At 72.9% G+C, this 13,515-nt stretch carries 17 protein-coding genes; 4 read left to right on the top strand and 13 right to left on the bottom strand.

Annotation, left to right across the window (positions count from 1 at the left end; all coding sequences use genetic code 11):
- Positions 1-23 precede the first annotated feature (23 nt).
- Positions 24-155: a hypothetical protein gene (locus EKG83_RS48955; RefSeq protein WP_265590326.1), complete on the top strand. Its 132-nt coding sequence runs from the start codon at positions 24-26 to the stop codon at positions 153-155.
- The gene (locus tag EKG83_RS10515) at positions 152-1,300 is read left to right on the top strand and encodes a YeiH family protein (RefSeq protein ID WP_228122558.1); all 1,149 of its coding nucleotides are present in this window, start codon (positions 152-154) and stop codon (positions 1,298-1,300) included. The genes EKG83_RS48955 and EKG83_RS10515 overlap by 4 nt, the downstream gene beginning before the upstream one ends.
- A 103-nt stretch (positions 1,301-1,403) precedes the next feature.
- On the opposite strand, the gene EKG83_RS10510 is transcribed toward EKG83_RS10515, so the two are convergent.
- The 3 genes from EKG83_RS10510 to EKG83_RS49555 form a co-directional block, all read right to left on the bottom strand.
- Positions 1,404-2,621: an acyl-CoA dehydrogenase family protein gene (locus tag EKG83_RS10510; RefSeq protein ID WP_033434808.1), complete on the bottom strand. Its 1,218-nt coding sequence runs from the start codon at positions 2,619-2,621 to the stop codon at positions 1,404-1,406.
- Positions 2,618-3,754: a dimethylsulfone monooxygenase SfnG gene (gene sfnG / locus EKG83_RS10505; RefSeq protein WP_033434807.1), complete on the bottom strand. Its 1,137-nt coding sequence runs from the start codon at positions 3,752-3,754 to the stop codon at positions 2,618-2,620. The genes EKG83_RS10510 and sfnG overlap by 4 nt, the downstream gene beginning before the upstream one ends.
- Before the next feature lie 73 nt (positions 3,755-3,827).
- The gene (locus tag EKG83_RS49555; RefSeq protein ID WP_407690780.1) at positions 3,828-3,905 is read right to left on the bottom strand and encodes a putative leader peptide; all 78 of its coding nucleotides are present in this window, start codon (positions 3,903-3,905) and stop codon (positions 3,828-3,830) included.
- Between the two features lie 150 nt (positions 3,906-4,055).
- Here EKG83_RS49555 and EKG83_RS10500 point away from each other — a divergent pair, with 150 nt between their 5' ends.
- Positions 4,056-5,177: a threonine synthase gene (locus tag EKG83_RS10500; RefSeq protein ID WP_033434833.1), complete on the top strand. Its 1,122-nt coding sequence runs from the start codon at positions 4,056-4,058 to the stop codon at positions 5,175-5,177.
- Positions 5,178-5,237: 60 nt separating this feature from the next.
- Here the strand turns inward: EKG83_RS10500 and EKG83_RS10495 are convergent, their stop codons facing one another.
- The 10 genes from EKG83_RS10495 to EKG83_RS10450 all read right to left on the bottom strand — a co-directional run bounded on the left by EKG83_RS10495 (position 5,238) and on the right by EKG83_RS10450 (position 12,445).
- A complete protein-coding gene (locus tag EKG83_RS10495) occupies positions 5,238-5,489 on the bottom strand; it encodes a hypothetical protein (RefSeq protein WP_228122557.1) in 252 nt (83 codons plus the stop codon).
- Between the two features lie 65 nt (positions 5,490-5,554).
- Complete coding sequence (locus tag EKG83_RS10490; protein ID WP_033434805.1) at positions 5,555-5,944, bottom strand: tellurite resistance TerB family protein; 390 nt, start codon at positions 5,942-5,944, stop codon at positions 5,555-5,557.
- Positions 5,945-6,089: 145 nt separating this feature from the next.
- Entirely contained in the window at positions 6,090-6,521 is a 432-nt protein-coding gene (locus EKG83_RS10485) for a DUF6292 family protein (RefSeq protein ID WP_051766824.1), read from the bottom strand.
- A gap of 331 nt (positions 6,522-6,852) precedes the next feature.
- Positions 6,853-7,176: a hypothetical protein gene (locus EKG83_RS10480; RefSeq protein WP_153277995.1), complete on the bottom strand. Its 324-nt coding sequence runs from the start codon at positions 7,174-7,176 to the stop codon at positions 6,853-6,855.
- 368 nt (positions 7,177-7,544) lie between these two features.
- Positions 7,545-7,757, bottom strand: coding sequence for a hypothetical protein (locus EKG83_RS10475; RefSeq protein WP_033434803.1), 213 nt, complete (start codon positions 7,755-7,757; stop codon positions 7,545-7,547).
- 82 nt (positions 7,758-7,839) lie between these two features.
- On the bottom strand, positions 7,840-9,087 hold the full coding sequence (locus tag EKG83_RS10470; protein WP_211269254.1) for a CynX/NimT family MFS transporter: 1,248 nt from the start codon (positions 9,085-9,087) through the stop codon (positions 7,840-7,842).
- Positions 9,088-9,294: 207 nt separating this feature from the next.
- Entirely contained in the window at positions 9,295-9,513 is a 219-nt protein-coding gene (locus EKG83_RS10465; protein WP_033434802.1) for a hypothetical protein, read from the bottom strand.
- 150 nt (positions 9,514-9,663) lie between these two features.
- A complete protein-coding gene (locus tag EKG83_RS10460) occupies positions 9,664-10,713 on the bottom strand; it encodes a 3-oxoacyl-ACP synthase III family protein (protein WP_033434801.1) in 1,050 nt (349 codons plus the stop codon).
- Positions 10,710-11,402 carry an HAD family hydrolase gene (locus EKG83_RS10455; protein WP_063741500.1) on the bottom strand — a complete coding sequence of 231 codons (693 nt, stop codon included), beginning with the start codon at positions 11,400-11,402 and terminating at the stop codon, positions 10,710-10,712. Before EKG83_RS10455 ends, EKG83_RS10460 begins: the two co-directional genes overlap by 4 nt.
- Complete coding sequence (locus EKG83_RS10450; RefSeq protein WP_265590325.1) at positions 11,399-12,445, bottom strand: ScbA/BarX family gamma-butyrolactone biosynthesis protein; 1,047 nt, start codon at positions 12,443-12,445, stop codon at positions 11,399-11,401. The genes EKG83_RS10455 and EKG83_RS10450 overlap by 4 nt, the downstream gene beginning before the upstream one ends.
- A gap of 494 nt (positions 12,446-12,939) precedes the next feature.
- On the opposite strand from EKG83_RS10450, the gene EKG83_RS10445 reads away from it, so the two are divergent.
- Positions 12,940-13,401, top strand: coding sequence for a MarR family winged helix-turn-helix transcriptional regulator (locus EKG83_RS10445; protein ID WP_033434800.1), 462 nt, complete (start codon positions 12,940-12,942; stop codon positions 13,399-13,401).
- Positions 13,402-13,515: the final 114 nt, after the last annotated feature.

The raw sequence follows: 13,515 nt of genomic DNA, 5'->3' as shown, positions 1-13,515 counted from the left end.
CGTCGCGGACAGCGGAGAGCGCCATGAGCGAGGAACAGGACGTCGGACAGCGCAACCGAAGAGCGGTGAACGAGGACTGGTTGGCCGTGGCGGTCGGCCTGGTGCTGTTCGCCCTCGCCCTGCTGGGCGTCATCCCGCCGGGGCTGGTGCCGTGAGCGCCGGGGGCGAGGCCGTGAGCGCCGGGGGCGAGGCCCGGGTGCGCGGGGCCGACGCGGCAGAACGCCCGCCGTGGGCGTGGGCGGTGGCCGGCGTGCTCGTCGTGCTGGTGCTGGCCGCCGTCACGCGCTGGCTGGGCAAAGCGGTGCCCGAGGCGACCGAGGGCACGTCGTGGGAGGGCGTTGGCGCGGCGCTGGAGTTCCCGGTGTACGCGATCCTGCTCGGCCTGCTGGGCAACGCCGTGCTGTCCGCCACCGGGCTGCGCGACCGGCTCGCCGGCGGCTTCCGCACCGAGTTCTTCATCAAGACCGGCCTGGTCCTGCTGGGCGCGTCGATCAACCTGGCGGTCATCGTCAAGGCCGCCGGCCCGGCCGTGGCGCAGTCGGTCGTGCTGATCAGCGTCGTGTTCGGCTTCAGCTGGTGGCTGGGCGGGCGGCTCGGCCTGGACGACAAGCTGCGGGCGCTGCTGTCGGCGGCGGTGGCGATCTGCGGGGTCAGCGCGGCCATCGCCGCGGCGGGCGCGGTGCAGGCCAGGCGCGAGCAGCTGGCCTACAGCGCCAGCCTCGTCATCGCGTTCGCCCTGCCGTCGATCTTCGTGCTGCCGTGGGCGGCGGGCGTCCTCGGGCTCGACCCGGTGGTCACCGGCGCCTGGCTGGGCGGCAACATCGACACCACGGCCGCGGTCACGGCGGCGGGCGCGATCGCGGGCGAGGAGTCGCTGCAGATCGCCACGATCGTCAAGGTCACCCAGAACGCGCTGCTGGGCGTGGTCGCGGTCGCGCTGACCGCGTACTTCGCGCTCAAGGTCGAGCGGCGCGCCACCACGGGCACCTCGGCGGCCGGGCAGCTGTGGCAGCGGTTCCCGAAGTTCGTGCTGGGGTTCCTGGCCACCTCGATCGCGGCCACGGTCTACCTCAACACCGTCGACGCGGCCACCGGCAAGGCGGCCGTCGGCGTGGTCAACGACCTGCGCACGTGGTTCCTGATCCTGGCCTTCGTCAGCATCGGGCTGGAGTTCCGGGCCCGCGACCTGCGCGAGGCGGGCTGGCGCCCGGTCGGCGTGTTCGCCGCCGCGACGGCGGTGAACCTGCTGGCCGCCCTGGGCCTGGCGGTCGTGCTGTTCAGCGACTTCCAGCCGGGCTGACCGCGTCACCGGCCCCTCCCGCACGCGGGCGGTGGCTGCCACGAGCGGCGAAGCGCTCCGGACGGCTCGGCAGCCGTCCGGAGCGCTTCGGCGTCCCGGGTGATCAGGTGTACCAGGTGGGTTCGGGCACCTCCCCGAGCAGGGCGTAGCGCCCGACCTCGGCCCGCTTGTAGGCGATCGGGTCGTGCAGGCTGTGCGTGCGGATGTTGCGCCAGAAGATGTCCAGCCCCACCGCGTTGGCGCTGGCCCGCGCCCCGGTCACCTCGAAGATCCGGGTGCCGATCTCCAGGCCGGTGTCGACCGCGCGCTGCTTGGCCGCCGCGATCACCACCGCCGCCTCGCCGCGCTCCCGCTCCGTCACCTCGTCGGGGTGGTCGTTGATCAGCTCGATCAGCCCGGCGGCGCGCTCGGCCAGCGCCTCGGCGGCCCACAGCTTGGCCTGGAGGTCGCCGTAGGTCTCCAGGACGTGGAACTCCTCGGACGCCGACTCCTTGTTGTCGCCGCCGTACGGCCAGGGCCTGGTCCGCTCCCGGGTGTAGGCGGTGGCCGTGGCGAGCGCGCCCTTGGCGATGCCGAGGTAGAAGTTGGTGAACACCAACTGGATCAGCGGCACGTTGAGGGTGTTGTAGGTGCGGGGCCGGAACTCCTTGCCCACGTACCCGGCGGCCTGCTCCCACGGCACGCGCACGCCGCGCACCTCGACGCTGCCGCTCTCGGTGAGGCGCTGGCCCAGGTTGTCCCAGTCGTCGTTGAACACGATGCCGTCCTGGTTCGACGGCACGATGGCGAAGACGTGCTTGTCCGTGCCCTCCAGCACGCCCTCCAGCACGGTGACGTCCGAGACCTTGCTGCCGGTGGAGAACGACTTGCGGCCGGTGAACACGATCTCGTCGCCCTCGTCGGTGATCACGAGGTCGTTGTCGCGCGGGTTGACCGCGCCGCCGAAGAACCAGCGCTCGCGGGTGGCCCGCTCCTCCACCGCGGCGACCTGCTCGGGCGTGGCGACCAGCCGCGCGGCCCAGGCCCACAGGTAGTGGTAGCCGATGAGCTGGCCGATCGACCCGTCGCCTGCGGCGACCTCGCGGATCACGCGGTAGGCCGTGGTCCAGTTCTGGCCCCCGCCGCCGTGCTCGGGCGGGCCGAGCAGCGTGACGAGGCCGGCGTCCTTGAGGAGCGCGACCTCGGCGTGCGGGGTGGCGCCGGCGCGGTCGCGGGCCACCGCGTCGGTGGCGAGGAGGGCGGCGACCTCGCGGGCGCGGGCGACCCACCCGTCGGGGTCGGTGGGGGTGGTGGTCCAGGTCTGCTGCGCGGAAGTGGTCACGGTCGGGCTCCGATCGGTTCCGGGGTGGCGGCGGAGGCGTCGAGGGAGGCTTCGAGCTCACGGACGACGGGCAGCACGTGCTCGCCGAAGTAGGCCACTTCCTCGTGGTAGTGCAGGAAACCGAGCAGCAGCAGGTCGACCCCGCGCCGCTTGTACTCCACGATCCGGGTGGCGACCTGCTCGGGCGTGCCGATGAGCCTGGACCGGAAGCCGTCGTTGTACTGCACGAGGTCGTCGAACGACGAGTCGGCCCACATGCCCTTCTTGTCGGCCGTCGAGCCGCCGGCCTGCCGCACGGCGTCGCGGAACCCCTGCACCGCTTGGACATCGGCCTTGGCGACGATCTCGCGCAGGGTGTCGCGGGCCTCGGCCTCGGTGTCGCGGGCGATGAGGAACCCGTTGAGCCCGAAGCGCACCCGGCGCCCGTGCGCCGCGGCGGTCCGGTTCACCTCCTCCACCTGCTCGGTGACGCCGTCGAAATCCTTGCCGTTGCTGAAGTACCAGTCCGACACGCGGCCGGCCATGGCGCGGGCGGCGGTGGAGTTGCCGCCCTGGAAGACCTCGGGGTGCGCGCGGCCGGGCAGGTCGAGCGGCTTGGGCCTGAGGTCGTAGCCGCGCAGCCGGTAGAAGTCGCCCGCGAACTCCGCGGGCTCCTCGGTCCAGCTCTTGCGCAGCACGCGGATGAACTCCTCGGCGCGGCGGTAGCGCTCGTCGTGCTCCAGCCACGGCTCGCCCAGCGCGGTGAACTCGCCCTTGAACCAGCCGCTGACCACGTTGACCGCGGCCCGGCCGCCGGAGACGTGGTCGACGGTGGCCAGGAGCTTGGCCAGGACGGCGGGGTGCCACAGCCCGGGGTGGACCGCGGCGATGACCTTGAGGCGCTGCGTGGCCAGCAGCAGTGCCAGGCTGAAGCTGGTGGACTCGTGCTGGTAGGCGGCGCCGTAGCTGGCCATGTAGCGCACCTGGCTCAGCGCGTACTCGAACCCGTTGTCCTCGGCGAGGACGGCGAGCTCGCGGTTGTAGTCGTAGGACCAGTCGGTCCGCTGTTCGATGTCGCTGACGACGAGGCCACCGCTGACGTTCGGCACCCAGTAGGCGAACTTCAGCGGCTCCCGTCCCCGGTTCTCGGGCACGGTGGAACTCCAAGCTGTGGGAGGTGGCGAGCGGCGGACCGTCCGGAGTGGACGGGCGTGACGGTGGAGCGGACTACCGGGGGCTACAGCCCTGACCGGCGACGCGGACGAAGTCCACGTGCCGGCGCCTGGTCAACATCGGTCGCTGCACGCCACCCACTCCAGCAGCACAGCGCTATGGGGTCAACACGCGCCGTGACGGTCCCACATGTTGAGCCTTTCGGAGCCCTCGGCGCCGGACCGCAGCGCCGTGGAACACTGGGTCCGGTTTCTGACGCTTCGCCCCGAGGTGGTGGTCGGGATGGCCCGGTACGTCGACCCCGTCGACGGCAGCGAGTACCCGCTGGGCGTCCCCCGCTGGCGCTCGGACGCCGGCCGGCCGCTGATGGTCACGCCGCAGCCCGGCATCTCCCGCGACGACGTCGAGACCGGCGACCGCTCGCTGTGGCGCTACCGCGCGTGCCTGCCGGTGCCCATCGCGGACCCGATCTCGCTGGGCGAGGGCCGCACCCCGCTGGTGGAGCGACCGTGGGGCCGGGCGCGGCCGCTGTTCAAGCTGGAGTGGTTCAGCCCGACCGGCAGCTTCAAGGACCGCGGCAGCAGCGTGATGCTGTCCTACCTGCGCCAGCACGGCGTCACCTCGGTCCTCGAGGACAGCTCCGGCAACGGCGGCTCGTCGATCGCCGGGTACGGCGCGGCGGGCGGGCTGGAGGTGCGGATCTTCGTGCCCGCGCGCACCTCCCCGGCGAAGATCGCCCAGGTCGAGGCGTACGGCGCGCGGGTCCACCCGGTCGAGGGGCCGCGCGAGGAGTCGCAGGCCGAGGCGATCCGCTGGTCCGACCGCGCCTTCTACGCCGGCCACAACTGGCAGGCGCTGTTCCTGGAGGGCGTCAAGACCCTGGCCTACGAGCTGTGGGAGGACCTGGGGTTCCGGGCGCCGGACAACGTCGTCGTGCCGGTCGGCGCGGGCAGCGGCCTGCTGGGGTGCCACCTGGGGTTCCGCGAGCTGGTCGCCGCCGGGCAGATCCCCCGCGCGCCCCGCCTGTTCGCGGCGCAGCCGCTCAACTGCTCGCCCGTCGACGCCGCGTTCACCACCGGGTCGGCCGACCGCGAGGTGCGGCCGACCGTCGCCGAGGGCACCGCCATCCGCGCGCCCCTGCGGTTGCGCGAGGTGCTGGCGGCGTTGCGCGACACCGGTGGCGCGACCGTGGCGGTGCCCGAGCGGGAGATCGTCGACGCGCTGCGCGGGCTGTGCGCGCGGGGGCTGTTCGTGGAACCCACCAGCGCGACCGCCGCGGCCGCGGTCACCCGCCTGCTCGACGAGGGGCGGATCGCGCCGGGCGAGACGACCGTGGTCATGCTCGGCGGGTCGGGGCTCAAGGCCGCGGGCGCGGTGCGCGACCTGCTCGTGGGAGGGGCGTGACCGGTGGGGCGGGGTCGGCGGTGTTCGCGGGAACGGGTCCACCCGGGACGGTGAACCGCTTCAGTCGAGCAGTTCGCCCACCTGCACCCGGAAGTGGAAGGTGGACGTGAGCCCGTTCGCGATCACCACGTACGAGTCCTCCGACACCCGCAGCACCTTGCGCGACCGCAGCGACCACGGGTAGGCGGGCGCGTACTCGCGTGCCAGGCGCAGCGCCTCCGCACGGGCCGCCTCGCGATCACCGGCCGCCCGCGTGTGCGAGAGCGTCCACTCCCGCCCGTCGCCCATGCCGCGGATCTCTTCCAGGATCACCCACCAGCGCCCTTCGCCCACACCGGTGCGACGCCGGCACGCCCGCGGCGGTTCCGCCGGGCACCTCACCCGCCCAGCGCGGCCCGCACCTTCTCGATCACCGCTCGCTCCACCTCGGCCACCTGGCCGTCGGCCGCGGCCACCTGGTGGCAGATCGCCTCCACCGCGGCCGGGAAGGTGGCGGCCTCGGCCGGTGCCTTCGCGTTCAGGATCTCCACGGACGCCCGGAGGGCCTCCAGCACCCGCTCCTCCAGCTCGGCCTCGGGGATCGGGGAGAGGTCGATCCGCGACGCGTGCAGGGCGTGGCGCAGGTCCGGCGAGAGGTTGCCCAGGGCCTGGAGGCCGGCGTAGCGCTCCTGGATCACGGGGCCGGGGTCGGCGTGGGACACCAGCACCATCACACCGAAGACAGCCGTGCGCAGGACCCGGCTCTCCGCGTCCGTGTAGAAGATCATGCGGTCAGCCTAGACGTGTCACCAGGGCCGCTCGGGCATCGGTGGGCGCTTCACCCGGGCGCGGCCGCTCGTACCGGACGCACCCCCGCACTCGGCGTGGGTGCGCTCGGCCGTGGTCCGCCGCAACCCGGTCGAACCACCCCGTTCAGGCCCTCCTGGGCTCCGGCACGGACATCCCGCCCACGTAGGCGCCCAGCCGGTGCGCCAGCTCCCCGGCACCGGCCGGCCGGGCCGGCGGGACCCGCCGGTCGCCGCGGAACAGCGACCGGGCCCACTCGGCCACCACCGCGGGCGGCGGGAGCACGTCACCCTCCAGGTGGGCCACCACCAGCAGGTCCTCGCCGCTGTGCGTCTCGACGGCCGCCGACCAGCCGCGGTCCTCGTCCCACAGCAGCGCGGTGTCGCGGTCCGGGAAGCCCGGCAACCGCCCGTCCACCGCCAGGTACGCCGTGACGGGTCTTTCGACCTGCACGTACGAGCACTCGCCGCGCAAACCCAGCGCGTCGGTCACCGATCGGGCGTAACCCCGCACCCCTTGCAACAGGACCTCGTCGACATCCACGTCCACGTGCGTCATGCCGTCATCGCCGCCTCTTCCCCGTCCCCGGGGTCCGCAACGCCCTGTGGTTTCAAGGCCCGGTGATGACTACCCCGCACGGGCGAACCGCCAAACCGTTCGGGTGAACAACGGGTGACCGCATCGATTCAGAACACGAGGACGGGCACTGGCCAACCGGTCTCCGGGCGGCCGGTACCGGTTGCCGGGGGGCCGCGGCGGCGGGGGTCGGGTTCGTCGTCGGCCTTCGGCCACGCGCAACGGCACACCGACGTCGCCGCCGCGGCATCGACGCCTGCAAGGCGTGCACCACGAGGCGATCAGGCGCAGCGCCGCGAAGATGCGAGCCCGCTCAAGCGTCGTGCGGCCGCACCCGGACGCCGGCCGACCGCACGTGCAGCGCGTCCTGCCCGGCGAAGACACCGCCCGCGTCGACGATGAACTGCAGCGCTTCGGAGAAGTCGCCCTCCAGGGCGTCCGCCACCCGGCGTCGGGCGTCCTCGCTGTCGAACCGCGCGGAGTCGAGCCTGCGCTGCGCGGCCGACCGGACCGCGTCGCGGTCCAGCACCGTGACGACGACGTCCAGGGAAACCCGGTACTGCTCGCCGTTCACGAGGGCTTCCCGCAGCGCGGCCTGCTCGGCTCCGGTCTCCGGCGTCTTCCGCTCAACTGGCATGTTCGCAACATAGCCACGCGATCACCCCCGGACATCGGGGATTCCCCTGAGGCACCCCGGAAGACCTCAAGGGCACGTCGGCCGGTACCCGGTCCCCGGCACGTGCTTCGCCCGCTCGGTCGCGGTGATCGCGTCCCCCGACTTCGCCGACGTGCCCGCCGACGAGCAGTGCCGGGAACTCGCCGCCCGCCACCAGAGCGGCGAGGACTGGCGGACCGCCATCCCGCAGCCCGACCAAGGGAGGTGGGACCAGCGGGACGCGGCGGGTGGGGCGTGGAGAAGGAGCACGCCCCACCCGCCGCCGGCCGCGAGCCGCCACCCGACCGGCCATCATGGGCGGCTCGCGGCTCGTCTCACGCGCCACGACCTCACGGCCGCAGCAACAGCAGGAGGATGCCGCCGGCGGCGACGGCCAAGCCCGCGGCGACGAACCACGGCGCCCGGCGGCCCCACGCGCGCACGCGGCGGTCGAGCCGGGGCGGCAGCGGGGGCGGGCCCGCCCGGTCGAGCGCGAAGGCGGCCAACGCGCACCCCGCCGCGCTCACCAGGCCCGCGAGGACGAGCAACTCCCCCGCCACCATGCCTTCCTCCTCCTGATCTCACGGCCGTCCCCCCGAAAACCGCTCGGTTCCCGGGGGGACGACGGGGTTTCGCGCCCGCGGTTCAGCGGGTCGCCGCGCCCTCCAACAACGCCCCGCCCTCCGCCGCGCGGCGCGGGGCGGGCTGGAGCACCTGCCGGTCACGGCTGACCAGCAGGCCGACGACCAGCTCCGGCACGGTCAGGACGGCCGCCACGACCAGCGGGACGGTCCAGCCACCGGTGGCCGTGTTGAGCAGGCCGAAGGCGAACGGGCCGCCGACCGCGCCGACCAGGTAGCCGATCGTCTGCACCATGCCCGACAGCTGGGCGGCGGTGGCCGGGTCCGGCGAGCGCAGGCCGATGAACGTCATGGCCATGGCGAAGCCGCCGCCGAGGGCCACGCCGAGCAGCACGGCCCACAGCGTGACCGCGTCCGGCACGATGACGAGCCCGAGGTTGCTCACCGCGCCGAGCAGCACGATCAGCACGATCACCGGCCGGGGCGTGACCTTGCCGGCGAACACCGGGGCGAGCACCGCCGCCGGGATGCTGACGAGCATCACCAGCGACAGCATCGCGCCGGCCTCGGCGCGGCCGTAGCCGTAGGTCACCAGCACGGTCGGCAGCCAGCCCAGCGCGGTGAAGAACGCCAGCGCGCGCAGCGCCAGGTAGACCGTGGCCTGCCAGGCGGTCGCGTCGCGGAGCAGCGCGCCCATCACCGACGGGGCCGCCGCCGCGGCGGTCGGCTTGCCCGAGCGGGCGGCCAGGACCAGCCACACCACCAGGGCGAGCACCGCGGGCACGGCCCACAGCGCCAGCGAGGTGGACCAGTTGGTGCCGAACGCCTCGCGCAGCGGGACGGTGACGCCGGACGAGAGCGCCGCGCCACCGCTGAGCAGGGCGGTCGAGATGCCGGTGTAGAGCCGGATCCTGGTCGGGAACGTGGTCTTGATGACCGCCGGCACGAGCACGTTGCCGATGGCCAGGCCGACACCGGCCAGCAGCGTGCCCAGGAACAGCGGGAACACCGCCGGCGCGAGCCGGACGAGCAGGCCGATCACGATCAGCGCCAGGGCGAGCACGAGGGCCCGGCCGACGCCGACCCGACGCGCCAGCGCGGGCGCGATCGTCGCGAACAGGCCGAGGCACAGGACCGGCAGCGTGGTCAGCACGCTGACCGCGGCACCGGAAAGGCCCAGGTCGCGCTGGACATCCGACAGCAGTGGGGACACGCTGCCGATGGCGGGCCGCAGGTTGATGGCCAGCAGCACCAACCCCACGGCGGTCCACAACAGGTTCGACGTCGCGCGGACGTCAGGACGAGCGGTCACGGGAATCCTCCGCCTGATCGCCACCGGAACCGGCGACGGGTGCGAGTAGCAATGACACTGATGACTATACGAAGTCTGATGCCAATCGCAAAACTAACTCCACCCATATGTCTGATTCTGCGGCGAAGTTCGGTCGAACGGTGGTCCACCCGGACGCGCCGGTCGGCGGCACCCCGGTACGGCCGACCGGCGCAACCGGGGCGCGGGTCAGTCGATCCCGCGCACGATGTGGTCCTCGCCGTCGTCGAACCACGCCTTGGCGAACGCGGCCAGGTCGGACGCGGTGCGCTCGGCCGCGGCACGGTCGAACGGCGCGTCGTCAACCGGACCGGCCGGCCCGACCGGTCCGGCCGGTCCGGCGACGAGCCCGTCCAGCACGTGCTCCAGCGCGATGTCGTCCAGCAGGCGTTCCTCGGCGGTCGTCACGGGTGCTCCTCACGGTCGCGAGTTCGGTGGTCACGAATTCGCTGATCGATGGTCACGGATCGGTGCTCACGAGCCGGTAATCGCGGCTCACCGGCCGGCCCCCGCCCACCGCGGCGGGAGGCCGCGGCGGGCGGGGGCCGGAACACCGGATCAGCCGATGTGCACGCGGGACCGCGGAGCCGGGACGACGTCCGCGTCGACGTTCCCCTGGCCCACCCCCGCCCAGCGCAGCAGTGCCGCCCCCACGGCCATGCCGCCGCCGAACCCGGCCATCAGCACCAGGTCACCCCGTCGGATCGAGCCCGAGCGCACGGCCTCGTCCAGCGTGATCGGGACCGACGCCGCGCCCGTGTTGCCGTACTTGTGCACCGTGAGGCGCATCTGCGCGCGCAACCCCAGTTCGCGCGCCAAACCGTCGAGCATCACCCCGTTGGCCTGGTGCGGGATGAAGTGGTCCACGGCCGAGGGCACGACACCGGCGCCGCGGAGCAGCTGGCGCAGGATCGGGGGCACCCGGTCGGAGACGAAGTCGCGCACCGCGCGGCCGTCCATCTTGAAGAAGTGCTCGCCGTCCGCCAGCGTCGCGGGCGAGGCGGGCAGCCGGCTGCCACCGGCGGGCACCCGGATGATCTCGTGCGCCGACCCGTCGCTGATCAGCGACAGCCCGAGCAGGCCCTGGTCCAGCTCGGTCGGCCCGACCACGACCGCGCCGGCACCGTCGCCGAACAGGATCGCGGTCTTGCGGTCGGCGCCGTCGAGGATGCGGGAGTACACGTCCGCGCCGATGACCAGGCCGTAGCCGTCGGGTTCGACCGACAGCATCCGGTGCATGACCCCCAGGGCGAAGACGAACCCGCTGCACACCGCGTTGACGTCGAACGCCGCCGCGTGCACCGCGCCGATCCTGTGCTGGACCAGGCAGGCCGTCGCCGGCTGCGGGTGGTCCGGCGTCGAGGTCGCCACCACGATGTAGCGCAGCTGCGCCGGCTTGACCCCGGCGCTCTCCAGCGCCCGCAGCGCCGCGTTGGCCGCGAGGTCCGAGGCGGCCTCGTGCGGTGCGGCGCGGCGCCGGGCCGTGATGCCCGTGCGCTGCCGGATCCACTCGCCGCCGACCCCCGCGGCGGCGCCGACCTCGTCGTTGCCCACGACCAGCTCGGGCAGGTAGGAACCCGTCCCGATGACCCCCAGGTTCGCGTTCACCGGACCACCGACCGAACCGGCTGCCTGCTCAGCAGCTCGTTGAGCGCGGACGCCGCCCGCGGGACGTCGGTGAAGTGGACCGCGTGCCACCCGGCGGCCCGGGCGCCCTCGCAGTGGACCTCCTGGTCGTCGACCAGCACGCACTGGTCCGGCGCCAGGCCGGCGCGCGCCGCGGCGAGGTCGAAGATCGCCGCCTCGGGCTTGCGGCACCGGACCTGGTGGGACGAGACGACCGCGTCGAAGAGCAGGTCGGCCGCGACCAGCCGGCGCCAGTGCCGCTCCCACGCCGGCGGCGTGTTCGACAGCAGGCCGACGAAGAAGCCGGACCGGCGCAGCGCCATCAGGAACTCCACCCAGTGCTCGTCCGCCGGCCGGTCGGCGAACCACTTGCCGCCGAAGTCCGACAGGTCCACGCGCAGCTCGTGGCGCTCCAGCAGCACCTGCTCGACCTGCCGGGCCCACTGCTCCTCGGTGAGCAGCGGGGTGTCCAGCGGGGCCATCGCGTCGGTGCCCATCGACCGCCCGACCGCCTCCATGGCGGACCGCAGCAGGTCCGGGGTGAGGCCGCGGCCCACCCGCCTGCTGACCTCGGCCAGGGCGAGGTCGACCGGCGGCGTGACGACGCCGTCGAAGTCGGTCCACACCGCGCGCACCCGCGACTCCGGCGTGATCCTGTCCACCCTGATCATCGGGCCTGCTCCCCACCGTCGACGATGGTGCTCATCACGACGGTGAACCTGCAGATCGACTCGCCGTCCTGGAGCGCGTCCACCAGCACGACGACCTCGCTGCCGGACGCCGGCCAGCCCAGGTCGTCCGGCGGGGTGAACTCGCCGGCCGCCGTGTAGACGACCTCCGGCTCCGCCGCACCGCCCCGCGCGCCGGTCACGGCGACCAGGCGCGTGATCGGCTCCAGCTCGCCGAACTTGACGAACCGGGTGGACACGGCGCGCAGCACCATCTTCTCCGGCGCGTACCCGTGGCGCTCCACGACCGCGGCGACGGCGAGCTGCCGCGCGGCCTCGGCGAGCACCATGCCCGGCAGGTGGTCCTGCGGGTGGTCGAACATCGACGGGTGGTTGAACGGGAGCCGGAAGTCGGCCACGACGGTGCCGTTGACCGCCACCGGCTCGGTGATCACGACGTTGCGCTCGTCGCGCCTGCCGACCCGCCGCGGCTGGGCGGGCAGCCCGGTCAGCGCGGGCCGGTAGCTGGCCGAGGACGGCAGCGCCCGGCTCTGCCGGTTCCTCATCCGCAGGTCGTTGTAGCTCTGCGGGGAGCGGAAGCGCAGGCCGACGACGGCCTCGCCCAGCTCGTGGCCCTCCGCGACGATCTGGAAGCGGTAGTCCAGGCCGACGACGGCGCCGTCCCGGTCCTTGCGGTCCAGGATCGTCCCGCGCAGCTCCAGCTCGACCGGGCGGGGACCGATGACCAGCCGCGCCAGGTCGCCGAGCCTCAGGTCGAGCCGGGTGAGGATGAACTTGTGGTCCTGCGGGACCGCGAAGAACTTGTGGGCCAGGCACAGACCGGCCTGGCGCGCGGTCTCCAGCAGCAGCACCGGGTCGACCAGGGGCCGGTGGTGCAGGTGGTCGCCGTAGTAGGCGTGCAGGCGGGGAAGTTGGGCTCCGACGCGGAACTCACCACCGGCGAACTGCGTCACGTCGGTGATGAAGACCTCCCCCAGGGCCTCCCGGTGCACCAGTTCACGGTCAACCGTACGGCTGAAGCTCACGACCGATCGCGTGTCGATCCGCCCGTCGTCGCCGCGTAAGCGGCCGGGGCTGAGGATACTGGACTCGGACAACTTCTCGGTTCCTCTCTGCCGATGCCGGGGCGCCCATCCCGCGGTCCCGGCGGTCGAACTGTCCCCCCGAACGAGAAGGTTTCTTCGCACTGATCGTGCTCGGATAACCCTAAGACAACTGTCTGCCGTCAGTTCACTGTCGTCAAGGAGCCCTCTTCACTGGTGGTGCAGGTCACATGAACGGACCGTGAACCTGGCTTCGGTCCCGCGGTCGCAGACGGTGATCCCGGCAGATCACCGGGGACGCCCGCCGAAGTGCCCGCCGACCCGGTGTCCGTAGTGGGCATCTTGTTTGGCACTCGACGAAACGGGGGAACGCAGCGTGACCAACCGCCTCCGCAGTGCTGCCACCAGGGCGATTTAGGTATAAGTATGCGAAGGGTGTCACGCCCTCTGAGCCCATGTCGTCATATGATGGATACATGAGCCTCCCCATAGACGACCGGCTGGGTCACCACATCAAGCGGGTCGAGCAGGAGCTGATCGCCGTGAAGAACGCGGTGCTGCGCCCGCTCGGCCTCAACGTCCCGCAGTACACCGTCCTGCTGGTGCTCGCCGAGGAGCCCGGCCTGTCGGGCGCCGCGCTGGCCAGGCGCTGCCTGGTGACACCGCAGACGATGTCCACGGTGCTGAACACCCTGGAGTCGAAGGAGCTGGTGATCCGCCAGAACCACCCCATCCACACCCACATCCACGAGGCCCGGCTGACCCGGAAGGGGCGCAGCCTGCTCAACCGGGCGGACGTCGCCGCGATCGAGGTCGAGCAGAAGCTGGGCGACGAGTTCACCGCGCAGGAGCGCACCACCCTCCAGCAGCTGCTGGCGCGCTGCGGCGCGGTGCTGTCCAAGCACATGGTGGAGATGAAGGCGGCGCCGACGAGGTGACGCCGGTGGCGGCCGATTGACTTGGGGGATCGGTTCACCGACAGCACGAAGCGGAGGGCGCCCGGACCACCGGGCGCCCTCCGTCCGCGAGTAATGGGCGCCCCCTCCACCTGA

It is taken from the genome of Saccharothrix syringae (genome assembly GCF_009498035.1).
Classification (GTDB): domain Bacteria; phylum Actinomycetota; class Actinomycetes; order Mycobacteriales; family Pseudonocardiaceae; genus Actinosynnema; species Actinosynnema syringae.
The sequence above is the reverse complement of the archived record's forward strand: the minus strand, read 5'-3'. Positions and strand labels throughout refer to the sequence as shown.